This is a genomic window from Mycolicibacterium sp. HS_4_1, from assembly GCF_054515875.1.
This window is the reverse complement of record NZ_CM137261.1, coordinates 3,628,502-3,653,250: the sequence shown is the minus strand read 5'-3', so window position 1 is coordinate 3,653,250 and position 24,749 is coordinate 3,628,502. Positions and strand designations below refer to the sequence as shown.

Here is a 24,749-nt window from a genome sequence, read left to right as displayed (position 1 = left end):
GATTGGTCGCTGACAGCGGGTGTCATGACTGGTAGAACTCCGACCGGAGGCTTGATCTATGGGGTCAGGCTCCGGTCGGAGTCCGTTTATCGCTATGTCGGCCTCACGACGAAAACCGCGCAAGTACGCCTGCGGCAGCATCTGAAAGTCGCTGGGGCCGGGAGAAAGACGCCGTTCTATGACTGGTTGCGAAAGCAGCAGCGCGACGATCCGATCGTGGACCCGCTGGACTGGACAGATGGACTCGACGAGCTTGGCGAGGCTGAGATTGCGTGGATATCCCTTCTTCGGCAGGAGGGGCATCCACTGCTGAACCTTGCGGACGGCGGACTCGGACCGACGGGTGTCGTGTGGACCGCGGCGATGCGGGAGGCCGCGAGGATTCGATCGACCGGGCGCAAGGTTCCCAGTCGATTCGGCGAAGAGAACCCGTTCTATCAGCGGGAGCACTCCGCCGAGCAACGAGCGAAGTGGTCGGCCGCACGTAAAGGCGCGAACGTCGGTGCTGACAATCCGAATTACGGGAAGTTTGGTGCTGACCACCCCGGTTTCGGTCATGTGATGTCGGAAGAGGCTAAGGCCAAGCTTTCAGAGCATCGGAAAGGTGCTGGAAACCCCAATTTTGGTCGACGTGCGAGCGAAGAAACGCGCGCCAAAATGTCAGCGGTTCGAAAAGGCCGGCCTATGCCGTCGAGTCGACGTAGTGCTCATACGCGCTATCACACAAATCGGGGAATCAAGAAAGACACCTGCCAGTACTGCATTGAAGACTCGAGTTGAGCCAACCGAACCTAATCGACCGCAGCGGCAACCTTTATCCCGCTGACCAACCCCGCTGGCGCGGTGACGACGGCGGTCCGCTGGACTTCGAGCCGCTGCCGGGTATCGGCCGCGAGCAGATAGACGCCGCGATCAACTCGCACTGGCGCTATCGCTCGGCGCTGCCGAATCCGTTGGTGCACATCGAGCCGGTGACCCTCGGAGAGGGGCGGACACCGTTGATCAACCGGACCTTCGACGGCATCGACGTCGGCCTGAAAGTCGAGTCGATGAACCCCACCGGCAGTTTCAAGGATCGCGGCGTTTCCGTGATGACGACCGTCCTACGTCACCAAGGGATAGACCGGATCCTTGAGGATTCCAGCGGCAACGGCGGATCCTCGGTCGCGGCGTACTGCGCGGCGGCGGGGATCGAAGCCCACATCCTCGTACCAGCTGCGACCTCGCCGAACAAGATCGTCCAGAGCCGACTGCATGGGGCGCACATCGAATTGGTCTCCGGCACCCGGCAGGAGGTCGCCGACGAGGCCGTGCGCCGCGCCGCAACGACGTTCTACGCAAGCCACAACTGGCACCCGTACTTTCTGCAAGGCATCAAACTGATCGCCTACGAAATCTGGGAAGACCTCGGATTCCGTGCTCCCACTGCGGTTCTCGTTCCCGCGGGCGCCGGCAGCCTGGTTCTCGGTTGCGCAATCGGTTTCGGAGAACTGCGCCAATCCGGCGCGATCGACCGCGTGCCACGAATCCTCGTCAGCCAGCCGCAGAATTGCTGCCCGCTGGTCACGGCCATCGAACAGGGCCGAGACGAAGTCGTCGAACAGCAATGGTCGACGACAGTCGCCGAGGGGACAGCCATCGCGAAGCCCGTGCGGGATCGTGAAGTCCTGCAAGCGATCCGGGCTACCAGCGGGACCGCCGTCGCGGTACCGGAGGACCAATTGCTTCCCGCTGTGGGTGAACTCGCCCGCACCGGTATCTTTGTCGAACCCACCAGCGCCCAGATCGTGCCGGCGCTGCGTCGGCTCCGGGCAGCCGGACAGATCGACGCCGCCGACACCATCGTGGCGGTCCTCACCGGATCAGGGCTGAAGGCCAGTCACCTGCTCACGCCGGGGTGAACTGACCAGGGCGGCCGGCTCGGCGTCTATGCGGAGGCGCCGGCGGCCACGGGCGCCATCGAGAAGATCTGCCAGGAGTGACCGTCCAAGTCGTGATAGCTACGGCCGTACATGAAGTCTTCGTCGTCGGTGTCGCCCACGGTGGCTCCGGCGGCGACGGCGCCGTCCACAAGCTTGTCCACGCACTCGCGGCTCTCGACGCCCAAGCAGACGACGCACTCCTTGGTCTTCGAGGCGTCGGCGGTCTCGGCCGAGTGCAAGGAGTCGAAGACGTCGCGCTGCGTCAGCATCGCGAATTGATTCGCGCCCAGCACCAGCGTCACGCAACTGTCGTTGCTGAAGTTCTCGTTGAACGAATAGCCGAGGCTGGCGAAGAACTTTCGCGATCGTTCGACGTCAGCGACGGGCAGGTTCACGAAGATCATGGGGTGCATCGGGCAGCTCCTGTGGTCCGCGGCGCCCGGATGCGGGTGCCGTCGCAGAGATAGACCGTCGAACTGCGCAGAACTCATCGCCAGTCAGCGCTCACTGGTCCAGCTGAAGCACGTAATGCGTGAAAATGCTTGTGATAAAGGCTATTCGGCGGTTCAGGCGGTCGGAAGTGACCCGTACCCGGCGTTCAGGGGAAGGCGTACCGCACGACCACGGGCGCGTGGTCGGACAGCCGCGCGCTGGGCGCGGCTTCCTTGTCGACCGTCACCGACACGGCGGTCCGCGCGAGCCGCGGCGTGGCCAGGTGGTGATCGATCCGCCAGCCCACGTCCTTGACGAACGACTCCCCGGCCCAACTCCACCAGGACAGCGGCCCGGGGCGGTCGCCGTGCAGCGTCCGGACCACGTCGACGAGCGTGCGCGGCCCGATCTGTGCGTCCAGCCAGGCGCGCTCCTCAGGAAGGAAGCCCTCCATCTTCTGTGCGGGCCGCCAATTGGTCACGTCGTGCCGAAGATGGGCCAGGTTCAGGTCGCCGAGCAGCAGGAACTCGCGTCCCGCATCGAGCGCCGCCCGGCGGCTCCGGCGCAGCTCGCGCGCGAACGCCGCAAGAAAGCGCATCTTCCGGTCGTACCTGGCGCCGCCGTCAGGCGTGTCGCGCATGGTGCCGGGCCGCTGCAGGTGCGCGGGCAGGCCGCCCTTCGGCAGGTAGAGACATGCCACCGTGAGGGGAACGTCCGCGAGGTCGACCTCGAGGTACCGGCCTTCGAGCGCATGGGCCCCGAGACCCCGAGCGCGCGGCGGATGTGAGACCCAGGTCCGCACGTCCGACGGTGCTTCGCGGGTCAGGATCGCGACGCCGTTGCGGCCCGGGATCGAGCCGCTGTCGATTGCCGCGCGATAACCGTCGAACGCGCCGACCTCCTCAGTCGGGCAGCGCAACTCCTGCAGGGCCACCACGTCGAGACCTCGCCCGGCCAGCCAGGCGTCGAAGCCGCGACGGCGCGCCGCCCGGATGCCGTTGACGTTGAACGTCGCGATGCCCAGCGGGAGGTTTGGAGTGTCAGCCATCGGGCCTATCGAAGCGGACGCGTCGACGGTGGTTGGTGACGGGCCGGCGGCCTGTCACCACAGTTACGCTTCGCGCGCCTGGTCCGCGTGCAGGGCCTTGATGCGCCGCTGTTCGCGCAGCACCTGCTGGTAGCTCTCCCGTTCGATGACCAGCCAGTCGGGCTTCTCTTCGAGCAGCTGCTCGATCTGTTCGGTGGTCAGCGCTTTCTCGACGCCACCGCGGGCGAGGCCGGCGATCGAGATGCCCAGCTTGGCCGCCACGAGGTTCTTGGGGTGCGGCCCGTTCTTGCGGAGGTCCTTGAGCCACTGCGGCGGGTCGGCCTGCAGCGCGGCGAGTTCGGCGCGGGTGATCGCGTTCTCTTGGAACTCCGCAGGCGTCGCCGGCAAGTACACGTCCAGCTTCTTCGCCGCGGTGGCGGGTTTCATGGACTGCGCGTCGGGCCTGCTCATGCGTATCAGCCTATCGGTAGCCTGACGGCCGTGGCACCGTCCTATTCGACGCTCTCCCTGACCCTCGGGTACGTCCCCGGCGGGACGCCCGCGAAGTGGGCACGGATTTGGGCCGAGCGCCACCGCGAAGTTCCGTTGATCCTGCACGCCGTCGCGGCGGCGGACGCGGCCGACGCCGTGCGGGCCGGCACCGTCGACGTGGCGCTCCTGCGGCTGCCGACCGATACAGCGGGGCTGGCCGTCATCCCGCTCTACGAGGAGACGACGGTGGCGGTGGTGCCGGCCGATCACCTCCTGACAGCCGTCGACGAGATCGTCGCCGCGGACCTCGACGGTGAGCCGATCCTCATCCCGCTCGACCACGTCGTCTCGTGGGCCGACGCTCCCGGTACCCCGGTCGACCATAGGCCCGAGACCACCGAAGACGCGTTCGAGCTCGTTGCGGCGGGAATGGGCACGCTGATCGTGCCGCAGTCGCTGGCACGGCTGTATCACCGCAAGGATCTCACCTATCGCCCGATCACCGACGCACCGACGTGCCCGGTGGCGCTGGCCTTCCAGGCGGGGGAGCAGCCAGAGTTGGTCGAGGAATTCATCGGCATCGTCCGGGGGCGCAAGGCCAGTTCATCTCGGGGACAGGCTGAGCCCGCGCCGAAGCGGAGCGCCCGGGAGAAGACACTCGCGAAGCAGGCCGCTCGGGCCGCCGCGGGAAAAGCCTCGACGGGCAAGGCCGCTCGGAAGCCGGGCAAGCCCCAGCGCGGCCGCCGCTGAGGCATGGCCTCACGTGTGCGACGGACCCTGCGCTTTCTTGTACAGCGACTTGAGCAGCAGATCGCGGAAGGCGCGACTGTCCACAGCGCGACGTCCCGCTTCGGCCACTTGCGGGATGCCCGCCAGCTTGTGAAAGAAACGGCCGCGCCGGTACTCGCGGCCCCATGCCGCCTCGATTCGCTGCTGGTAGTTGGTGAAGTCGTCGGGACCGCCGTTCATGAGCGCGGCGACGGCGCATTCGCCTGCGGCCAAACCGGATTCGAGCGCCTTCGAGATGCCGGCACCGGAGGCCGGTTTCCCGGCGCCCAGCGCATCGCCGGCGAACAACACGCCTGGCCGCCACGGCGGCCAGGCGGTGAATCCCATGGGCAACCGCCACGCCCGGACGCTCTTGTTTCGTCGCAACGCGTCGAGCGGTGGCAGCGCCCAGTCGCGCGGCAGTGTCTGCAGGAAATCCCCGAGGAATCGAGTTGCGTTGATGGCCTGCCAATTTCGGTAGCTGTTGACGTAGCCCAGCCCAATGTTGAAGGTGCCGTTGCCCATGGGGAACACCCAGCCGTAGCCGGGCAACTGGTCGCCGTTGAACAGCAGCTGGAGATAGATGTCCAGGGAATCGGAGTCGGGGCGGTTCGCGGGCATTTCGGCGCGAATCGCGATGGCCGAATAGCCGTGGTAATCCGAGTCGATGTGCAGTGCCCGCTTGATCGGGGAGTAGGCGCCGTCGGCGGCGATCACTGCGTCGCCGCGCACGGTCTCTCCGCTCTTGAGGACCACGCCGGTGACGCGGCCGTTGTCGCTGCGCTCGGGGCCCGTCGCCTCGGCGCCCTGCCGTACTTCGGCGCCCGCGGCGGCGGCGTTCGCGAGCAGCATGGCATCCAACCGCGTCCGGCTGACGGTGCAGCCGTGGTCGGGCATCCCGGGCCGGCGCGGGAACGACAGCTCCCATCGGTGCGGGCTGAATACTGTCACCCGATTGATCTGATGGAACGTCGCGGCCTGTTCCGCGAGGCCCATCTTCTGCAGATAACTCAGCCCGCGCGCCGTCAGTCCGTCGCCGCAGGGTTTGTCGCGGGGAAAGGTGGCCTTGTCGAGCACGACCACGCGGGCGCCGGTTCGCGCGGCCTGCCAGGCGGCGGCCGATCCCGCCGGACCTCCGCCGACTACGACGATGTCGTAGCGCTCAACCATGTGTTCAGCCCCTGTCACGCCGATAATTTCGGGCGCATCCCGAGCGCGATGCTACGCGCGAATACTGTCGGTCGGCTGGGCACGACGAGGCGGCCTGAGTTGTGCCATGCGCCGCGCCGGGCGGTCTGAGCAGGTCAGATTTGCCCCGACCGGTACAGTGGCTGGGTGCGCAGGCCATCTCTTCCACGCACCGGCATCCAGGCCGGGGTGAAAGTTCCTGGTGTGCCGGGCGTGAACGTTCCGTCGGTGACCGTGCAGGTGAAGGTCACGCCCCCCAAGGGCGCGCCGGAGAAAGTCGACGCCCGCAGCGAGCGCTGGCGCGAACACCGGCTGAAGGTCCGCGAGGAGATCGTGGACGCCGCGTTCCGGGCCATCGACCGGCTCGGCCCCAATGTCAGTGTGCGGGAGATCGCCGAAGAGGCAGGCACCGCCAAGCCCAAAATCTACCGGCACTTCGCCGACAAGTCCGACATGTTCTCGCAGATCGGCGAGCGGATGCGGGACATGTTGTGGGCAGCGGTGATTCCGTCCATCGACATCGAGAACGATTCGACCGGTCAGATCATCGGCCGCGCCGTCGAACATTACGTGGACCTGGTGGACCAGCACCCCAACGTGGTGCGCTTCTTGCTGCAGGGCCGGTTCGCCGACCAGTCCGCCGCCGCGATGACCACTGTCAACCGGGGCCGTGACATCACCCTGGCGATCGCCGCGATGATCAGCGGTGAGCTCAAGGACATGGACCTGGACTCCAGCATTTTCGAGCTGGCGGCGTTCACGCTGTTCGGCGCGGCAGCCTCGGCGACCGACTGGTGGCTCGGCGGCAGTGACGAGACTCCGCGCCGCCTGCCCCGCGACCAATTCGTCGCGCACATGACGACCATCATGATCGGCGCCATCAACGGCACTGCCAGGCTGCTCGGCATCCGGTTCGATCTGGACCTGCCGGTGCACGACGCGGTCCGCCGCGAAGAATCCGTGGCCGACGCTGGCCATCAGTAGCGTTGACACCTGGGCGGGCTGACCGGACACTGTGGAATATCCGGTACCGCCGTTCCCAGGAAAGAGCAGGTTCATGACGGTCGAGCAGTCAACTGGAGCGCAGCCCGCCGGCGCTGAGGTCACCGCCGAGCCCATCGTGACGCGGGCGGTGATCATCGGATCCGGCTTCTCCGGGCTGGGCATGGGCATCGCGCTGCGCAAGCAGGGCTTCGGCGCGCGTGACTTCCTGATCCTGGAGAAGGCCGACGAGGTCGGCGGCACCTGGCGTGACAACACCTATCCGGGCTGCGCGTGTGACATCCCATCGCACATGTACTCGTTCTCCTTCGAGCCGAAGGCGGACTGGACGCACATGTGGTCGTTCCAGCCGGAGATCTTCGACTACCTCAAAGGCGTCACCGACAAGCACAATCTCCGCCGGAACATCCGGTTCAACACGCACGTCGACCGCGCGCACTGGGATGAAGGCGAGCGTCGCTGGCACATCTACGACGACAGCGGCCAGGAGTACGTCGCCCAGTTCCTGATCTCCGGGGCCGGGGGATTGCATATCCCGTCGGTTCCCGACATCGAGGGCTCTGATGAATTCACTGGTGCCGCTTTCCATTCCGCGCGGTGGGACCACAGCGTCGACCTCGCCGGCAAGCGCGTCGCGGTGATCGGCACCGGCGCCAGCGCCATCCAGATCGTGCCCGCGATCGTCGACCAGGTGGCCGAGCTGCACCTGTACCAGCGCACCCCCGCATGGGTGATGCCGCGGCCCAACAACGCATTTCCGGAGTGGATGAAGGACACCTTCCGCCGGGTACCGGGTACCCGGGCCCTCATGCGGGACGCCATCTACTGGATTCACGAAGGCGTCGGGTTCGCGATGACCAAGCAGCCGCGACTGCTCAAAATCGGTGAGCTGCTGGGCAAATGGAACATCAACCGCAGCATCAAAGACCCTGAACTGCGCCGCAAGCTGACCCCGAACTACGTGGCGGGCTGCAAGCGAATCCTGAACTCCGACACCTACTATCGCGGTATTGCCAATCCGAAGACGCAGGTCTTCACCGAGGGTATCGAGCGGATGACCGCGGGCGGCATCGTCACCCGTGACGGCGCCCTGCATCCCGTCGACGTGGTGGTGTGGTGCACCGGTTTTCACGTCACCGACTCGTACACCTACGTCGACATCAAGGGTCTCGGGGGCGAGGACCTGGTCGACCGGTGGAACCGCGAGGGCATGGCAGCGCACCGGGGAATCACGGTCGCGGGCATGCCGAACCTGTTCTTCCTGCTCGGCCCGAACACCGCGTTGGGCCACAACTCGGTGGTGTTCATGATCGAGTCGCAGATCCGCTACGCCGCCCAGGCCATCGCCGCCGCCGACAAAGCGGGCGCGGCCGCGCTGATGCCCAGCCGGCGTGCGCAGGAGGACTACAACGCGGAACTACAGCACGATCTGGCCGGCACGGTGTGGAGCACCGGCGGTTGCCACAGCTGGTACATGGATGAGCATGGCGTGAACCGCACGCTGTGGAGCGGCATGACCTGGCAATACTGGCTCGAGACCCGCAAGTTCCAGTCGGCGGAGTACGAATTCATCCGCTGAATCGGCCGCGCCGGCGCGACACGAAAACACAACTTTTAGCGGTGTTCGGCGACGGCAGATACCAGGGGTAGTGTCGGTGGTGCCGATCCGGCAAACACAGTTCCAGGCGAAACGGGGTCACGGTGTCTGAAGGTATGAAGCTGATCGACCGGGCCTCCGCGATCAACTGGAACCGCGTGCAGGACGACAAGGACGCGGAGGTCTGGGACCGCCTCACGGGCAACTTCTGGTTGCCGGAGAAGGTGCCGGTGTCCAACGACATCCCGTCGTGGGGCACCCTGACCGACAGCGAAAAGCAGCTCACCATGCGCGTTTTCACGGGCCTGACGCTGCTGGACACCATCCAGGGCACCGTTGGCGCCGTCAGCCTGATCCCCGATGCGCTCACCCCGCACGAGCAGGCCGTCTACACCAACATCGCCTTCATGGAGTCGGTGCACGCCAAGAGCTACAGCAACATCTTCTCGACGCTGTGCTCGACCGTCGAGATCGACGAGGCATTCCGCTGGTCGGAGGAGAACCCGAACCTGCAGCGCAAGGCCGAGATCGTCATGAAGTACTACAAGGGTGACGAGCCGCTGAAGCGCAAGGTGGCCTCGACGCTGCTCGAGAGCTTCCTGTTCTACTCCGGCTTCTACCTGCCGATGTACTGGTCTTCGCGCGCCAAGCTCACCAACACCGCCGACATGATCCGGCTGATCATCCGTGACGAAGCGGTGCACGGCTACTACATCGGTTACAAGTACCAGCGCGGCTTGGCCATGGTCGACGAGGCCAAGCGGACCGAGCTCAAGGACTACACCTACGAGCTGCTGTTCGAGCTGTACGACAACGAGGTCGAGTACACGCAGGACCTGTACGACCAGGTGGGCCTGACCGAGGACGTCAAGAAGTTCCTGCGCTACAACGCCAACAAGGCGCTGATGAACCTCGGCTACGAAGCGCTGTTCCCCCGCGACGAGACCGACGTGAACCCGGCGATCCTGTCGGCGCTGTCGCCGAACGCGGACGAAAACCACGACTTCTTCTCGGGCTCGGGTAGCTCGTACGTGATCGGCAAGGCCGTCAACACCGAAGACGCGGACTGGGATTTCTAAAGGCGCAGTTCAGTGCTGTGATTGCGGGGCGTATCGGCTTGCCGAATGCGCCCCGCGACCATTTGGCCCGGCGTTAAACTTGGTCTTTACACGTCGAGAAACAGGCGGGCCGAACCATGGCGCTATCGACATCAATCTCACATCTCGTCGCCGCCGGCGCGCTGAGCGCGGCGGCGCTGACCATCGGCATCCCGATGGCTTCCGCTGACAACACGATCGTGTGCGAGCCGGGGCAGGTCGTCATCGACGGTCAGTGCCACTCGCCCTCGGGCATGAACAACAATGCGGGCACGACGGGCGGCACGTCGGGCTCGACCAATAGTGGCCACACCAGCCCGGGCAGCCACTCGCTCTGAGGTCCGGAGCCGTCGTCAGTTCAGTGTCGGTACCGGCTGGATGACGAACCCGAATTTCGTGAGTGGCTCAAGTGATTTGCGCGCCTCGGGGCTCGCCACCGCGAAGGTGATGATCGCTGTCTGGTCGCTGACCGCCGACGCGAAGAGGGCCATGAAGTTGCGCTGCAGCGCCGAGGTCATATCGCTGTTGTCGGTCCACTGCGTGATCCAGAGGCCGTTGGTCAGGCCGGGATTCACCGCGCTCGCGCAGGTGCCGGCGCGGACCGCGCCGGGCCAGTCGCGGGCCGCGACCGCGGGATCATCCTGGGTGAAACTGTCTGGCGCACAGACAGATTTCTGCCAGTCGTTGAGCACGCCGGTGACGCCGGCCGACACCGGAGCCGGGGCTGGATCAGGATCGGCATGCGCGATGCCCGCCGGCAGCAGGGCGATGGCCACGCCGGCAAAGGCCAGCTGGGGCAGAGGAGCGCGGCGGCGGGTGGACGTCATGGTCAAGTTTTAATGCGCCACAACGAATGCCGTCAACTTTTTCATCCGCGCGTCAATTAGTCCGTTAGTCCGCGTTGGACTCCCGGTCGCCGACGAACGCGAGTAGGGCGGCGTCGCCGGAGCAGATCACATCGACCCGCTCACCGCCGTCGCACTGGAACAGCCCGATGGTCAGTTCGTGCGCGCGGCGGCCGATGATCCGCCAGACACCGCCTGCCAGCTCCCAGCGCTGCAGGATGTCCACCGGATCGTCGGCCACCGCGCCGCCCGAATCAGATGGTCGCGGTGTCGATCACGAAGCGGTACCGCACATCACTGGCGATCACGCGCTCGTAGGCCTCGTTGACGTAGGACGCCTCGATGATCTCGATCTCCGGGGTCACGTCGTGCTCGGCGCAGAAGTCCAGCATCTCCTGGGTCTCCGGGATGCCGCCGATCAACGAACCGGCGAGGGTGCGACGCATACCGATCAATGGGAACACCGGCACCTCCAGAGGCTTCTCCGGCGCACCGAGCTCGACGAGCGTGCCGTCGGCCCGCAGCAGGTTCAGGTAGAGGCCCATGTTGAGGTTGGCCGACACCGTGTTGATGATCAGATCGAAGCTGCCGGCCAGCGTCTTGAACGTCTGCGGGTCGTTGGTGGCGTAGTAGTGGTGCGCACCCAGGCGCAGGCCGTCTTCCATCTTCTTGAGCGACTGGCTCAGCACCGTGACTTCGGCGCCCATGGCGACGGCGAGCTTCACGCCGACGTGGCCCAGGCCGCCGGGGCCGACGATCGCGACCTTCTTGCCCGGCCCGGCGTTCCAGTGCCGCAGCGGCGAGTAGAGGGTGATGCCGGCGCAGAGCAGGGGAGCGGCCTTGTCGAGAGGGATGCTGTCCGGGATGCGCAGCACGTAGTTCTCGTCGACCACGATGGCGGTGCTGTAGCCGCCGTAGGTGGGCGTGCCGTCCCGGCCGGTGGCGTTGTACGTGCCGATGTTGCCGCCCTTACCGGTGCAGTACTGCTGCAGGCCGGCCACGCAGTTGTCGCACTCGCGGCAGGAGTCGACGAAGCAGCCGACGCCGACATGGTCGCCGACCTTGTACTTGGTCACCTCGGCGCCGACCGCGGTGACGACACCTGCGATCTCGTGGCCGGGTACGACGGGGTAGTTGGCCGGGCCCCATTCGGACTTGACGGTGTGTATGTCCGAGTGACAGATGCCGGCGAACTTGATGTCGAATGCCACGTCGTGCGGGCCGATGTCACGGCGCTCGATGGTGGTCTTGGTCAGCGGGCTGGTCGCTGAGGTCGCGGCGTAGGCGGAAACGGTCGTGGTCATGCGTGTCAGTCCTCTTCATTCTCGGCTTGCCTAGCGGCGTGTACCTAACACAAATATTAGCGAAGGTAACGAATTGGGCTGTTGGTCAGGCCCTGACCGTTCTCAACGGCCGCCGGAGCGGAACTAATCCCGGATCCGGCTGTGAATTCCGGCGCTACAGCGCTACAGCCCCGCCGCGCGGAAACCCGCGTTGAAGCTGACGCGCTGATAGGTGGCTACGCCTGCGTGCACGTAGGGGTCGCCGGCGGTGAGCGCATCGGCTTCCTCGGCCGACATGTCGGAGGCGATCAGTACGGCGCCACCCTGCGACTCCAGCCGGCCGGCGAGCAGGATGCGGCGCTCTTCGACCAGCTTGCCGAGCCATTCCAGATGGGCCGGCCGCGCCTGGTCGACGACGTCGAGCGGCTGGGTATACGTGATGTTCAGTACGTGAAACACGCTATGAGGTTATCGGGGCAGCTCGGGGAGCCGCGGCCGGACGTCGCGTTGTGGCATGTCCGGCTCATGCCGGCTGATGGCTGCGGGTATGCAGCTGGACGACTTGCTCGGTGCGGTTCCGTACCTGGCGTGTTTCGGCGTCGAGGATGCCCAGTACGCGCAGACCGGCATCGGCGACCTGCATGGGCAGTTCCGATCGCTGCGGGCCATGCGGAGTCGACCACATGTTGACGAGCGATTCCACCAACCGGAACGGTAGATCGGCGGCTGCCGGATGCACGTGTGTGCGCTCCAGCACTTTCTGGCTTTGTGCCAGGTAGTGCAGCCGCAATCGTTCGCGATCGGACCAGAAGGGTTCCAAGCGGTCGGCCCGCACCTCGGGAAGCAAATAGAGGGCCCCCAAATTCCAGTTGCCGCTGAGTAATTGGTGGCCGTCGAATGCCGCCAGTGCGTGCAGGTGTTCAGTCGCGGTCAAGGTGGGGGAGGTGTTCGTCAGGGTGGTGATGAACGCCAGTGTCGGCGTGACGGTCTGGCTCAGCAGGGCGCACAGGATGTCGTCTTTTGTCGTGAAGTAGTGGTACAGCGAGGCCTGTCTGATGCCGACCGACTCGGCGATGGTCCTGGTCGACGTGCCCGTGTAACCCAGTGTGGTGAACAATTCGCTTGCCGCATCGAGTATTTCATCTCGCGCGGTAACGCCCGGACGGCGCTGCGTATGCAGGCGGGGCCGTCCGGTACGAGGGGTCGACATCCTTTCATCGTGGTCCATGGTGGCGCCGATCGGTATCGCCGCCCTTATCTGTCACACGACAGAAACATGCGATATGCCGCGGTTACCGATGCTGGCCAGTTGCTTACATCGTGCTTACTTCGTTGACACCAAGGGGGTTCGTCGGCGGAGAAAACTGTCAACTGACAGGCCAGCGGTTTGCGGCGAACCAAAGGCGCGGCGATGACAATGCAGGAGAGCGCCCATGACTACCGCTGCATCTGTGGTGGACGCATCGCACGTGCCTCCCGCGGCATCGCCGAGTCCCGCTCCGGTGGCCACCGTCACTGACTTGCATGTCACGTTCCGGCGCAACGGCCGCGAGGTGCACGCGCTGCGCGGCGTGTCACTGGCGGTGCGGCCCGGCGAGATTCTGGGATTGGTCGGCGAATCAGGCTCGGGCAAAAGCGTTTTGGGATTCGGCATGCTCGGCCTGCTGCCGGCTTCTGCCCGCATCGACGGCAGTATCTCGGTCGCCGGCTCGGACATGGTGCACGGTGATCCCAAGGCGCTGCGCAGGGTCCGTCGCCTCGACCTGGGTGCGGTGTTCCAGGACCCGATGACATCGCTCAATCCGACGATGCGGATCGGTAAGCAGGTCGCCGAGGCCGCCGGCAGTGCCGACGAGGCGCTGCGCCTGCTGACCGCGGTGGGCATACCCGACCCGGCCCGCCGGATGCGCGCATACCCGCACGAACTTTCCGGCGGTCTGCGGCAGCGCGTCATGATTGCCATCGCGATCGCCGGCAACCCGGACCTGATCATCGCCGACGAGCCGACCACCGCACTCGATGTTACCGTGCAGGCCCAGGTGCTCCGGCTGTTGCTGCGGCTGCGTGACGAAATCGGTTGCAGCATCGTCTTCATCACCCACGACCTCGGGGTGGCGGCCCAGATTTCCGATCGCATCGCGGTGCTCTATGCCGGCCGTATCGCCGAGGTTGGTCCGGCCGCAGATGTCCTGGGCGCACCCGCCCACCCGTATACCCGTGGCCTGCTGCGCTCGAGACTGACGCTGCAGACCGCCCGTGGCCAACGGCTCGCGGCGATGCCGGGGTCGGTGCCGAGTGCGCTGTCGCCGCTGCCGGGATGCGCCTTCGCGCCGCGCTGTGAGCAGGCCACCGACGACTGCGAGAAGTCGCCGCCCGACGCCGTTTCGGTCGGCGCCGGGCGCGTCAGCGCGTGTCTGCTGGCACCCGATGCGTCCACACCTGAACGGGAAGTGGTCGGTGAATCGGAACCTATTGCGGCGCAGTCGATCAGTCCGGTCACTGCCGAGCTGCCCGCGGCCGTCACGGTGACCGATGTGACCAAGACGTTCGGCGTCTCCCCACGCGGCAAGCTGCACGCCCTGCGCGGGGTGCGGTTGCAGGTGGGACACGGCGAATCGGTCGCGCTGGTGGGGGAGAGCGGTTCGGGAAAGTCCACCCTCCTGCGCGTCATGGCCGGTGTCGAGAAGGCGACCACCGGCAGCGTGGAGGTCGTCGGCGACCAGCGGCCACAGATGGTGTTCCAGGACGCGGGCGCCTCGCTGACCCCGTGGCTCTCGGTCGGCGAATTGATCGGCGAGCGATTGCGCGGCACGAAACTGAACCGCGCCGCCCGGCGCGATGCCGTCATCGAGGTACTCAACCGGGTCGGACTGCCCGCCGAGGTGGCCAAATCGCGGGCCGGTCAGCTCTCGGGCGGTCAGCGCCAACGGGTTTCGCTGGCCAGAGCGACCATCGTGCCACCGGCGGTGCTGTTGTGTGACGAGCCGACCAGCGCGCTGGACGTGTCACTGGCTGCCTCGGTGCTCAACCTCATCGGCGACCTGCGCCGCAGTCTGGACATGTCGGTGGTGTTCGTGACGCACGACCTTTCGGTCGCCCGCGTGGTGGCCGATCGCATCGCCGTCATGTACCTGGGCCGCATTGTGGAAATCGGGCCGGCCGAACAGGTCATCGGAGATCCGACACATCCCTACACCCGCGCCTTGGTCGACGCGATTCCTGACCTCGGGCGCGAATCACGGGTACTGCCAGGCGAACCCGCGAGCCCACTGTCGCCGCCGACGGGGTGCGCGTTCCATCCGCGGTGCCCGATCGCGGTCGAAGCGTGCAGCGGCGACGAACTCGACATCCGACTTGTGGGTAAGCCCGGTGGGGCGCACCAGGTGGCTTGTATCGAAAAGAAGGTGCCCTGATGGCTGTCGCACTCTCCGTCCCGAGCCTCGTCCGCGGCCGGACGCGGCTGGCTCTGCCGCAATCGCGATCGACAATCGTCAACCGGGTCGGGGTCTCGCTGGTGATCGTCGTGACCCTGGCCGTCATCGCGGTGCCTCTGCTGGCGCCACACGATCCGCTGATCCCGGTCGGCATGCCGCTGCAAGCGCCGGGCGAGCACGGGTTCCTGCTCGGCACCGACAGCGTGGGCCGCGACATCTTCTCGCGCGTACTTTATGGCGCGCGGTCGAGTTGGCTGGCGGCGCTGGCGGTCGTGGCGCTGGGTCTGCTGATCGGCGGCCTCGTAGGCCTGGTCGCCGGGGCGGCGGGCGGCCTGGTCGACTCGACGCTGATGCGGGTCACCGACGGCTTCCTGTCCCTCCCCGCTCCCGTGCTGGCCATCGCGGTGGTGGCCGCGCTGGGACCGAGTTTCCTGCACACGCTGGTCGCGGTGTCCATCGTGTGGTGGCCGTTCTACGCCCGGCTGGTGCGCGGTGAGGTGGCTCGGCTCGCGGCCCGGCCACACGTCGAAGCGGCAAAACTGGCCGGCGTCAGCCGATTTCGACTCGCCACCCGGCACCTGCTGCCGGGTGCGGTGCCGGGCGCGCTGGTCGCGGCCAGCCTCGATATCGGCACCCTGATCCTCACCTTGGCCGGCCTGTCCTTTCTCGGGCTCGGTCAAGCCGCGCCGGCGCCGGAGCTCGGGGCCGACTCAGCGCGCAACCTGAGTTACTTCCTGCAGCAGTGGTGGATTCCGGTGATGCCGGGTCTGGGCGTGCTGGTGCTGGCTCTGGTCGCCAACATCTCCGGTGACTGCCTGCGCAATCTCATGAAGTCGACCGTGTGATGAAAACGGACTGCGTGGCGGCGCCGACGGCGTACGCGAAGGGCGGTGAGTACTACCCATGAAGACATTCGTGGCGTCCCGGCTCGGGGCGATGGTGGCCATCCTGGTGGCACTGACGGCGGTGATGTTCGTCCTGCAGAACATCTCGCCGCTCGATCCGGTCAAGGCGCAGCTCGGCGCGCAGGCCTCCGCCGACGCGGTCGCGGCGCGGCGCGCGGCACTGGGCCTCAATGACCCTGTGCTGGTGCAGTTCTGGCACTACCTGGTGGGCGCGGCGACCGGCGATCTGGGCACCTCGTATCGGACCCGGCATGCGGTGGTGTCCGACCTCGCGTCGTTCGTCCCGGCGACCCTTGAGCTGGCCTTGTGCGGTCTGGTCATCGCCATTGCGCTCGCGGTCCTCTTCGCTTTCAGCACGACGCTGAATTGGCGCGGCGCCAATGTGCTTCGGGCCGTGTTGTTCACCGGATCGTCGGCGCCCATGTTCCTGCTCGGCATCCTCGGTCTCATCGTGTTCTATCAGGACTTGGGCTGGGTACCGGCGGGCGGCCGGATCGCGGTCGCAAATCCGCCGACGGGACCGACCGGCATGCTCACCGTCGACGGGCTGCTCCACGCGCGGCTCGACGTCGTGGCCGACGCGGTGCACCATCTGATCCTGCCGGCGTTCGTCATCGCGATCGGTCCGGCGGTCGCCATCGGCCGGGTGCTGCGCAGCAGCCTGCTGGCCGATATCGACAGCGACTACGCGCGGACCGCGCGGGCCAAAGGACTGTCCGAGACCCAGATTCTGGCCCGGCATGTGCTGCGCAATTCGGTTGGCGCCGCGCTGTCGATGACGGGACTTCAAGTGGGCCTGATGTTTTCGGGTGTTCTGGTGGTCGAGCAGGTGTTCGGCTGGCCCGGCATCGGACAGTACGTCGCGCAGAGCATTCCGGTGGCGGACTTTCCCGCGATCGCCGGCGTCACCTTGATGCTCGGCGCGATCTACGTCGTCATCAACACGGTTGTGGACCTGCTCCAGGCCGCCGCCGATCCGCGTATCGCAATCACTGGAGGTTAGATGCCTAGACAGCCGCTCATCGTGGGCAACCCCGTGCTGGTGGTGGTCGACATGCAGGAGTCCGGCGATATGCCGGCCGAACTGGTCGGCATCGTGCACATGGCCGGATACGACGACCGCATTGCCCGGGCGCAGCGCCTGATCGCTGCCGCACGCGCCGCGCGCATCCCGATCGTTTTCTTCCAAGAGGTGCACCGCCCCAACGGGATTGACTTCGGCCGCGAACTCGACGGTACCGAAGGCGTGCACTGTGTCGACGGCCGGCCCGGCACGCCCCTGCATCCCGGACTGCTGCCCGATTTCTCGGGACCGGGCCACGAGTTCCATATCGTCAAGCGCCGCTATTCCGGCTTCATCGGAACCGATTTCGAGATCGTGCTGTCCGGCCTGAAGGCCTCGACGCTCATCCTGATCGGCGGCCTCACCGACGTGTGTGTGCATTACACGTTCGCCGATGCGCACCAGCGCGACTTCTACGTGCGGGTCGTCACCGACTGCGTCGGGGGCTCGTCGCAGTACCGGCACGATGCCGCCCTGGATGCCATGGAGTACCTGCAGGACGGTGCCATGCGAACCACCGATGAAATCGTCGCGGCTTTTGCCGACATGAGTCCCGAAGTGTCCCACCCCACCCTCGAAGGAGCTGCCCGATGATGAAGAGCCACAAGGTCCCCGCTCGTTCCCGCAGCGGGTGGCGGGCAGCGGCCACAGCTGCGGCGGTCATGTTGGCGCTGAGTGGTTGTGGCGGCTCGAATTCCGGCGGCGGAAGCACTCCGAATGCCGCTCCCACCGACAAGGTGTTGCACCTGTCGTTCCTGCAGGACCCGGGCCAGCCGCCGGACCCTGACATCTACTACGCCGGCCAGGGCCTGCTGCTGACCACCAACAACTACGAAGGACTGCTGCAGTACAAGGCCGGTGTCGACAAGGCCGTGCTGGAGCCGCTGCTGGCCACGAGCTGGACGGCATCGCCGGACAACAAGGTGTACACGTTCAAACTTCGGGAGGGCGTCAAGTTCCACGATGGCACGCCGTTCACCTCGGCGGCGGTCAAGGCGTCGTTCGATCGCAGGCTGGCGGTCAATCAAGGGCCGGCCTACATGGTCAAGGATGTGGAATCGGTGACCACGCAGGGTGATTACGGTGTCACCATCACGTTGAAGGCGCCGAACTCGGCGTTCCTCGACTATCTGGCGTGTCCGTATGGTCCCCGGATGCTCAGCCCCGAGGGCTTGAAGAAGAACGCTGGTACCGACAACGCACAGGGCTATCTGACCACTCACGATCTCGGGACGGGCCCGTTCATGCTGACGGATGCGCAGGTGGGTTCGCACTACGCGCTGGCCGCTTTCCCCGACTATTGGGGCCCCAAACCGTATTTCGAGAAGGTCGACATCCCGGTGATCACCGATGTGTCGGCGCAGCAGCTGCAGTTCAACAACGGACAGGTGGCCGCGATCCTGCATGACCTGCCGTCATCGGCGGTCCAGTCCTACCTGAACAACAAGTCGTTCGCCAACTACTCACTGCCGACGATGATGTCCAACTACGTGTACGTCAACCCGCGCAAGGGCATCATGACGGACATCAAGAATCGCACCGCCGTGATGCAGGCGGTCGACGTCGACGAACTGGTGAAGCAGACGTACTTCGGCCGCGGCAAAAAGGCCGAGCAGATTTATCCGCCGAACATGATGGCCGCGGAGTTCGGCAAGCAGACGGTCCCGCACGATCCGTCGGCACTGTCGGCGATCGCCGGGAAACTGCCTGCCGACCAGAAGACCGTCACCATCGGCTACGACTCCAGCAACCCGGATAATCAGTTGATCAGCAACCTGATTCAGACCGAACTGGCCGCGGCTGGGCTGACCGCCAAGGTGCAGGCATACCCCACATCGGAAATCTATGGCTGGGTCGGCGGTGACGGACAGGGTGCACCGGAGATCTTGACCTACCTCGGCTGGCCGGATGCGCCTTCGCCTTACACCTGGGGGCACATCTCCTGGGATGCCGACGGCGGCCTGAACTTCTTCGGGTGTTCAGCACCACCGGTCAGCGCAGCGCTGGCCGCTGGTCTGCCCAACGACTCGGCGCCGGACTTCTCCACCGCGGGTGAGGAAGCGGTCAAGACGGGTTGCTGGCTCAACGTCGCCGACGTCAACGACTTCATGGTGGCGCAGCCCTGGCTCAAGGGTGTCGAGCAGGCCCACGTGGTGACCAACCCCAACTCACTGCGGCTGGCCGCGCTGTCGGTGGGCTGATGGCGACCCTGGTCGGCAAATCTGGTGTGCGCCGGATCATCCTGCTGACACTGGGCTGGGAGGAACTGCCGAAGTCGGTGTCGGTGTACGGCGCACCGCCGCAGGAGCGGCTGCGCGAACCGGTACCCGGGGTACTGCTGCAGACCGACGGCGGCTGGGTGCTGCTCGACACCGGTTTCAACACCGCCCTCGTGCGCGACCCGGCGCTGTATCGGCGGTTCTTCCCGACCGTCGAATACCGCCCGGTGCTGCCCGGTCCCGGCGAGCCCATCGAGCAGCGTCTCGCGGAGGTCGGGGTGGATTTCGACGACATTCATACCGTGGCCGTCAGCCATCTGCACCACGATCATGCCGGCGGGCTGAAACTGTTCGCCGGCAAGGTGCCAGTGCATGCCCAGCGCCGCGAGCTCGAATACGGATTGTCGAATCACCCTGAGCCCGAACGCAACGCGATCGTGCGGGTGGACTTCGACGATCCGAACATCGAGTGGCACCTGGCCGACGGGGAAGCCGAGATAGCCCCGGGGATCACGGCGGTGCCGACGTACGGGCATACGCCGGGGCATCAGAGCTTCGTCGTTCAACTCGACCAGTCCGTCGGTGGTGACGGCTTCGTGTTCGCCTTCGATGCGGCCGATCTCACGGAGAACATCGAGCACGAGCTCGCGATCGGCGGGTTCATCGACGTCGATCCGCAGGACACGATCGAGCCGATTCGTAAACTCAAACGATTGGCCGCCGAGAAGGGGTTTCAGTTGATCCCCGGACATGATCCTCATGTCTGGCCGGAGCTCACCGAGCATCTCCACCACAGGTTCGGCTCGGTCGCCTCGTGATGGAGTGTGTACTGCGCGCGGACCGGGTGTTGGTGGACGGCCGGCTGCGTCCCGCGGCGGTCGGGGTATCCGCCGGCCGGATCGCGTTCATCGGGCCGCCCGACGCGGATTGCCCTGCGGCCCAGGAGGTACGGATACCCGAGGCGGCGGTATTGCTGCCCGGATTCGTCGACACTCATGTGCATATCAACGAACCAGGCAGCGACTGGGAGGGGTTCGACACGGCGACTGCGGCGGCCGCCGCGGGCGGCATCACGACGCTGGTCGACATGCCGCTGGACTCCGACCCGGTGACCACCAGCGTCCCGGCTCTCATCGCCAAAGAGGCAGCGGCCGAGGGTAATTGCCACGTCGATGTGGGGTACTGGGGTGGTGTCGTGCCCGATAACCTGGACCAGTTGGCTGCGCTGGCAGCAGCGGGAGTGCGCGGCTTCAAATGCTTCCTCGCCGATTCGGGCAACCCGAACTTTCCGCATCTGACTCCAGCGCAGTTGCGTGCCGCAATGGGCAGAATCGCCCAACTGGATTCGCTCTTGCTGGTGCACGCCGAGAGTCACGAGGTGATCGACGCCAGCCCGCGGCCGGCCGGTCGTGCCTACCGGTCCTTTCTGGCCGCGCGCCCCGATGCCGCCGAGGTCGACGCCGTCGCCCTCGTCGTCGACACGGCGCGGACGACCGGTGCCAGGGTGCACATCGTGCATGTGTCCAGCGCCCAGGTACTGCCCCTACTGGCGGCCGCCAAAGCCGAAGGCCTTGCCATCACGGCCGAAACCTGTCCGCATTACCTGACTTTCGGTGCCGAGGACGTACCTGACGGTGGCTCCGAGTTCGCCGCGTGCCCACCGATCCGCGGCGGGGCGAACCGCGAACAGCTCTGGGCAGCCCTCGCCGACGGAACGCTCGACCTCGTGGTTTCCGATCACTCGCCGTGCGCCCCGCACCACAAGGCCGGCGGCGATTTCGGGCGCGCCTTCGGCGGCGTCAGCTCACTGCAGCTGGGCCCGCGCGCCACCTGGACGCAGGCCGCGGCGCGTGGATTCGAGGTGACCGAGCTGAGCCGGTGGATGTCGGAACGGCCGGCCGCGTTGGCCGGCTACCCGGACCGCGGCCGGATCGCGGTCGGGATGCGGGCCGACCTGTGCGCCTTCGATCCGGACGCTGAGGAGACGGTGAGTGTGGCCACGCTCCGGCACCGGCACCCGGTGAGCCCGTACGACGGTGTGCGCCTGCGTGGTTCGGTGTTGCGGACCTGGGTGGCGGGCACACCTGCGGCCGCCAGAATAGGGGAGTCGGTATGAGAATCCTGGTGCTCAATCCCAACACTTCGGCGGCGATGACCGCCGAGATCGCGGAGGCGGCGCAGGCGGCCGCCCAGCCTGGTACCGAGATCGTCTGCAGGTCACCGCTCTTCGGCGCCGAGGCGATCGATTCCGCCGCGGAGAGTTACCTGTCGGCGGTTGGTGTGATGGATGTCGTGGACCGGATCACGGCGGACGGGGAGTGGGATTTCGACGCGGTGGTACTGGCCGGATTCGGTGAGCACGGCCGCGACGCGCTGGCCGAGATGCTCACCGTGCCCGTCTTCGATATCGCTGAATGTGCGGCGCACGTGGCACATCTGATCGGTCGGCGGTTCTCGGTGGTCACCACACTGGCCCGGTCGATCCCGGCGATCGAAGACCGTCTGCTGCTGGCCGGGCTGAACGCGCACTGCGCTTCTGTGCGGGCCTGCGGCCTGGGCACCGCCGAGTTGGATGCCGACCCGGCCGGTGCCGTACAGGCCATCGTCGACGCGGCCGCCCGCGCGATCGCCGAGGACGGGGCCGACGTCATCTGTCTGGGCTGCGCCGGGATGGCCGGGGTGGCGGCGGCTATCTCGGCGAAGCTGGGCGTTCCCGCCGTCGACGGGGTGGCCGCGGCGGTCGCGCTTGCGCAAGCGGTGGTCGGGCTGGGGCTCTCCACGAGCAAGGCCGGGGTGTACGCACCCGGGCTGGACAACCCGCGCAGCCATTGGCCCCTGTCAACAGCGCTGGAGCTGGGAGTTCCGGGTTCATGACCGACGTCGATCTCGCCTCCCGCGTCGTCGGCGGCAGCGTGGTGGCCGCCAGCGACGAGTCGTTCGGTTTCAAGGAGCGGCTCGTCGATCCGGCTGAGCCGGCCTTCGTACCCGGTACCTACGATCTGCGCGGCGAAGTGGTGGACGGCTGGGAGACCAGGCGCCACGCCGGCCGGGACGGTGACTGGGCGATCATCCGACTGGGCGCACCCGGCCGGCTGCACACCGTCGACGTGGACACCCGGTTCTTCTCCGGCAATCACCCGACCGCCTGCGCCGTCGACGCCTGCGCACTCGAGCGGACCGCCGATCCTGCCGGCCCCGGCGTGGTGTGGACGCCTATCGTGGAAATGACTGCGCTCAAGGCTGATTCGCAGAATCTGCTGGCTGTGACAGACCCACGCCGGTGGACGCACCTGCGGCTGCGATTGCAGTCCGACGGCGGTGTCGCGCGGCTGCGCGCCTATGGCGAGGTGATCCCGGATCCGGCGTTGTGGACCGGGGTGACCGTCGAGGTATCCGGCCTCGAGCAGGGCGGGCGCGTCGAATGGTGCAGCGACAGTTTCTATTCCAGCGCCGCCTCGCTGGTCGCGCCGAACCGGCCGTACAACATGGGCGACGGGTGGGAGACCCGCCGTCGCCGCGACATCGGCCCCGACACCCACGACGCGGTGATCATCTCGTTCGCCGTCCCCGCGGACCTTCGCCGCATCGAGATCGACACGAGCTACTTCGTGTTCAACGCCAGTCCTGAGGTTTCGGTGCTGGGCAGCCGCGGCGGTCCTGATCGTGAACACGGTTGGGGCCGAGTCGCTTTCGACGTGCCGGTACTGACACGCACGGCGCTGATCCCTGACGCGCGTCAGGTCTTCCCGGTCGACGTGCCCGGGGTGACAGCGCTGCGCGTACAGGCCTACCCCGACGGCGGCATCGCCAGGGTACGGGCACTCGGGGTGCCCACCACGGACGGGCTACGGGCGCTACAGAGCCGCTGGGCGGACAGCGTCGAGAGCGAGCGAAACGACGGGAGTGGATGGTGACGGTGCTGGTGAGGGACTGCGCCGGACTGTGGCGACGCACCCTGCTCATCGAGGTGGACGGCAGCCGGGACGACAGGCCCGGTGTGCTGTGGCTGCAGGGCCCGAGCGCCTACGTCGACTCTCGTGGTTTCGCGGGCACGCTGGCGCAGCACGGTGACGTCTTCGAATGGCACCGCGCGGTAGACGTGCAACCGCCGGCGCCCTTCCCGGATGCCGGTGAAATGCACTGGGAAGGTGACGTTCTCGTCGAAACGGGCGTGCACGAGAACTACGTCGAACATTGGTTCCGCGACCCGGACGACGGCCCGGCGGGGGCCTTGTTCCTGTCCGGGCCGGACGGCGCCTCGGCCCTGCTCGTCCGGGCCGGCGGGCACTTCGGCTGGGCTGATCGGGCGCAGGTGCTCATCGGCGCCGTCGGTGGGGCCGAATGCCAGGCGCTGCGAATCAGGTGGTCCGGCAATGAAATCCAGGCCAACGACGTGCACTGGACGGTGGATGAATCGGAAGGGAATGTGGATTCATGGGTGGCATAACGTCATTCACGTCGGTGCCCGTCATCGACATCAGTGGGCTGTACTCGCCCGAGCGTACCGAGCAGGAGCGTGTGGCCGCCGAGATCGGCCGTGCGGCAGCCGAAGTCGGCTTCTTCTACATCAGCGGTACCGGTATCGATGAGTCCCTGTTCACTGCCATGCTCGCCGCCGTGAAGGAGTTCTTCGCGCTGCCGGTGGCAGAGAAGATGCGCACCTACATCGGGTTGTCCCGCTGCCACCGAGGCTATGTGCCCGTCGGTGAGGAGGGCTTGGCGGGCACCGTCCCGGATTTGAAAGAAGCCTTCGACACCGCTCTCGACCTGCCTGCGGACGACCCTGACTACCTTTCCGGCAACCCGATGCTGGGCCCCAACGTGTGGCCTGAGCTGCCGGGGTTCGCCGCCGCCGTGACTGCCTACTACCAGGCACTGCTGGCGGTAGGGCAGCGGCTGCTGTGGGCCTTCGCGGTGGCCCTCGGTGAAGACCCCGAGGTGTTCTCCCGGCACGCCACCAAGACGCCCAGCCAGTTGCGGCTCATCCACTACCCATACAACCCGGACGCCAAAGACAGTGTCGGCATCGGCGCGCACACCGACTACGAATGCTTCACGCTGCTCAAGCCCACGGCACCCGGGTTGGAGGTGCTCAACGGCGCGGGCGAATGGATCGATGTCCCGCCGGTCGACGGCGCGTTCGTCGTCAACATCGGCGACCTGCTCGAGTTGTGGACCAACGGCGCGTTCGTGGCGACCAGCCACCGCGTGCGCAAGGTGGCCGAGGAACGGTACTCGTTCCCGCTGTTCCTCAATGTCGACTACTACACCGAGGTCAGCCCGCTGCCTCAGTTCACCACCCCGGACGCGCAGGGCCGCTCCCCGCTGCGTGCCGGTGAGCATCTCTTCGCGCAGACCGCGCAGACCTTCGCCTATCTCCGGGAGCGCGTCGAGGCGGGCGAGCTGGTGCTGCCCGAGGGGTCGCTGGCACTCGGGCAGTTCGGCCAGCAGGCATTGCAGGACGCCGGATGAGCC

At 66.5% G+C, this 24,749-nt stretch carries 26 protein-coding genes and 1 pseudogene; 18 read left to right on the top strand and 9 right to left on the bottom strand.

Translation table 11 applies throughout. The annotated features are described in order from the left end of the window. Positions 1-24: 24 nt before the first annotated feature. Together ACX12F_RS17500 and ACX12F_RS17495 are read left to right on the top strand one after the other, a co-directional pair. Entirely contained in the window at positions 25-780 is a 756-nt protein-coding gene (locus ACX12F_RS17500) for an NUMOD3 domain-containing DNA-binding protein (protein WP_459365782.1), read from the top strand. Then, complete coding sequence (locus tag ACX12F_RS17495) at positions 777-1,901, top strand: threonine synthase (RefSeq protein WP_459365781.1); 1,125 nt, start codon at positions 777-779, stop codon at positions 1,899-1,901. Before ACX12F_RS17500 ends, ACX12F_RS17495 begins: the two co-directional genes overlap by 4 nt. 26 nt (positions 1,902-1,927) lie before the next feature. Here the strand turns inward: ACX12F_RS17495 and ACX12F_RS17490 are convergent, their stop codons facing one another. The 3 genes from ACX12F_RS17490 to ACX12F_RS17480 all read right to left on the bottom strand — a co-directional run bounded on the left by ACX12F_RS17490 (position 1,928) and on the right by ACX12F_RS17480 (position 3,852). Further along, on the bottom strand, positions 1,928-2,335 hold the full coding sequence (locus tag ACX12F_RS17490; protein ID WP_459365780.1) for a VOC family protein: 408 nt from the start codon (positions 2,333-2,335) through the stop codon (positions 1,928-1,930). Between the two features lie 185 nt (positions 2,336-2,520). After that, positions 2,521-3,402: an exodeoxyribonuclease III gene (locus tag ACX12F_RS17485; RefSeq protein ID WP_459365779.1), complete on the bottom strand. Its 882-nt coding sequence runs from the start codon at positions 3,400-3,402 to the stop codon at positions 2,521-2,523. A 63-nt stretch (positions 3,403-3,465) separates the two neighbouring features. Next, positions 3,466-3,852: a DUF5997 family protein gene (locus tag ACX12F_RS17480; RefSeq protein ID WP_459365778.1), complete on the bottom strand. Its 387-nt coding sequence runs from the start codon at positions 3,850-3,852 to the stop codon at positions 3,466-3,468. A 30-nt stretch (positions 3,853-3,882) separates the two neighbouring features. On the opposite strand from ACX12F_RS17480, the gene ACX12F_RS17475 reads away from it, so the two are divergent. Further along, complete coding sequence (locus ACX12F_RS17475; protein WP_459365777.1) at positions 3,883-4,623, top strand: LysR family substrate-binding domain-containing protein; 741 nt, start codon at positions 3,883-3,885, stop codon at positions 4,621-4,623. A 9-nt stretch (positions 4,624-4,632) separates the two neighbouring features. On the opposite strand, the gene ACX12F_RS17470 is transcribed toward ACX12F_RS17475, so the two are convergent. Continuing rightward, complete coding sequence (locus ACX12F_RS17470) at positions 4,633-5,811, bottom strand: NAD(P)/FAD-dependent oxidoreductase (protein ID WP_459370401.1); 1,179 nt, start codon at positions 5,809-5,811, stop codon at positions 4,633-4,635. A 252-nt stretch (positions 5,812-6,063) separates the two neighbouring features. Between ACX12F_RS17470 and ACX12F_RS17465 the strand changes: the two genes are divergently transcribed. From ACX12F_RS17465 to ACX12F_RS17450, 4 genes are all read left to right on the top strand, one after another. Continuing rightward, complete coding sequence (locus ACX12F_RS17465; RefSeq protein ID WP_459370400.1) at positions 6,064-6,813, top strand: TetR/AcrR family transcriptional regulator; 750 nt, start codon at positions 6,064-6,066, stop codon at positions 6,811-6,813. A gap of 73 nt (positions 6,814-6,886) precedes the next feature. After that, positions 6,887-8,410: a flavin-containing monooxygenase gene (locus ACX12F_RS17460; RefSeq protein ID WP_459365776.1), complete on the top strand. Its 1,524-nt coding sequence runs from the start codon at positions 6,887-6,889 to the stop codon at positions 8,408-8,410. A 134-nt stretch (positions 8,411-8,544) separates the two neighbouring features. Next, a complete protein-coding gene (nrdF, locus tag ACX12F_RS17455; protein ID WP_459370399.1) occupies positions 8,545-9,507 on the top strand; it encodes a class 1b ribonucleoside-diphosphate reductase subunit beta in 963 nt (320 codons plus the stop codon). A 116-nt stretch (positions 9,508-9,623) separates the two neighbouring features. Then, positions 9,624-9,863, top strand: coding sequence for a hypothetical protein (locus tag ACX12F_RS17450; protein ID WP_459365775.1), 240 nt, complete (start codon positions 9,624-9,626; stop codon positions 9,861-9,863). Between the two features lie 15 nt (positions 9,864-9,878). Here ACX12F_RS17450 and ACX12F_RS17445 read toward each other — a convergent pair whose 3' ends face one another. The 5 genes from ACX12F_RS17445 to ACX12F_RS17425 form a co-directional block, all read right to left on the bottom strand. After that, positions 9,879-10,352, bottom strand: a complete 474-nt coding sequence (locus ACX12F_RS17445; protein ID WP_459365774.1) for a hypothetical protein — start codon at positions 10,350-10,352, stop codon at positions 9,879-9,881. 64 nt (positions 10,353-10,416) lie between these two features. After that, positions 10,417-10,611: a hypothetical protein gene (locus tag ACX12F_RS17440; protein ID WP_459365773.1), complete on the bottom strand. Its 195-nt coding sequence runs from the start codon at positions 10,609-10,611 to the stop codon at positions 10,417-10,419. A gap of 13 nt (positions 10,612-10,624) precedes the next feature. Beyond that, on the bottom strand, positions 10,625-11,674 hold the full coding sequence (locus ACX12F_RS17435) for an NAD(P)-dependent alcohol dehydrogenase (protein ID WP_459365772.1): 1,050 nt from the start codon (positions 11,672-11,674) through the stop codon (positions 10,625-10,627). 162 nt (positions 11,675-11,836) lie between these two features. Beyond that, complete coding sequence (locus ACX12F_RS17430; RefSeq protein WP_459365771.1) at positions 11,837-12,112, bottom strand: YciI family protein; 276 nt, start codon at positions 12,110-12,112, stop codon at positions 11,837-11,839. Between the two features lie 64 nt (positions 12,113-12,176). Further along, positions 12,177-12,863 carry a TetR/AcrR family transcriptional regulator gene (locus ACX12F_RS17425; RefSeq protein WP_459365770.1) on the bottom strand — a complete coding sequence of 229 codons (687 nt, stop codon included), beginning with the start codon at positions 12,861-12,863 and terminating at the stop codon, positions 12,177-12,179. Between the two features lie 223 nt (positions 12,864-13,086). Here ACX12F_RS17425 and ACX12F_RS17420 point away from each other — a divergent pair, with 223 nt between their 5' ends. From ACX12F_RS17420 to ACX12F_RS17370, 11 genes and pseudogenes are all read left to right on the top strand, one after another. Beyond that, positions 13,087-15,066, top strand: coding sequence for a dipeptide ABC transporter ATP-binding protein (locus tag ACX12F_RS17420; protein ID WP_459365769.1), 1,980 nt, complete (start codon positions 13,087-13,089; stop codon positions 15,064-15,066). A 323-nt stretch (positions 15,067-15,389) separates the two neighbouring features. Beyond that, a pseudogene (locus tag ACX12F_RS17415) lies at positions 15,390-15,932 on the top strand (ABC transporter permease); the annotation flags it as partial. 58 nt (positions 15,933-15,990) lie between these two features. Further along, positions 15,991-16,995 carry an ABC transporter permease gene (locus ACX12F_RS17410; protein WP_459365768.1) on the top strand — a complete coding sequence of 335 codons (1,005 nt, stop codon included), beginning with the start codon at positions 15,991-15,993 and terminating at the stop codon, positions 16,993-16,995. After that, positions 16,996-17,649, top strand: a complete 654-nt coding sequence (locus ACX12F_RS17405) for a cysteine hydrolase family protein (RefSeq protein ID WP_459365767.1) — start codon at positions 16,996-16,998, stop codon at positions 17,647-17,649. Beyond that, entirely contained in the window at positions 17,649-19,256 is a 1,608-nt protein-coding gene (locus ACX12F_RS17400) for an ABC transporter substrate-binding protein (RefSeq protein WP_459370398.1), read from the top strand. The genes ACX12F_RS17405 and ACX12F_RS17400 overlap by 1 nt, the downstream gene beginning before the upstream one ends. Further along, complete coding sequence (locus tag ACX12F_RS17395; protein ID WP_459365766.1) at positions 19,256-20,092, top strand: N-acyl homoserine lactonase family protein; 837 nt, start codon at positions 19,256-19,258, stop codon at positions 20,090-20,092. The genes ACX12F_RS17400 and ACX12F_RS17395 overlap by 1 nt, the downstream gene beginning before the upstream one ends. After that, positions 20,092-21,390: an allantoinase AllB gene (gene allB / locus ACX12F_RS17390; protein ID WP_459365765.1), complete on the top strand. Its 1,299-nt coding sequence runs from the start codon at positions 20,092-20,094 to the stop codon at positions 21,388-21,390. The genes ACX12F_RS17395 and allB overlap by 1 nt, the downstream gene beginning before the upstream one ends. Continuing rightward, entirely contained in the window at positions 21,387-22,148 is a 762-nt protein-coding gene (locus tag ACX12F_RS17385) for an aspartate/glutamate racemase family protein (protein WP_459365764.1), read from the top strand. The genes allB and ACX12F_RS17385 overlap by 4 nt, the downstream gene beginning before the upstream one ends. After that, the gene (gene alc, locus ACX12F_RS17380; protein WP_459365763.1) at positions 22,145-23,188 is read left to right on the top strand and encodes an allantoicase; all 1,044 of its coding nucleotides are present in this window, start codon (positions 22,145-22,147) and stop codon (positions 23,186-23,188) included. Before ACX12F_RS17385 ends, alc begins: the two co-directional genes overlap by 4 nt. After that, complete coding sequence (locus tag ACX12F_RS17375) at positions 23,185-23,721, top strand: hypothetical protein (RefSeq protein WP_459365762.1); 537 nt, start codon at positions 23,185-23,187, stop codon at positions 23,719-23,721. The genes alc and ACX12F_RS17375 overlap by 4 nt, the downstream gene beginning before the upstream one ends. Then, positions 23,709-24,746, top strand: a complete 1,038-nt coding sequence (locus tag ACX12F_RS17370) for an isopenicillin N synthase family dioxygenase (RefSeq protein ID WP_459365761.1) — start codon at positions 23,709-23,711, stop codon at positions 24,744-24,746. The genes ACX12F_RS17375 and ACX12F_RS17370 overlap by 13 nt, the downstream gene beginning before the upstream one ends. Positions 24,747-24,749 lie beyond the last annotated feature (3 nt).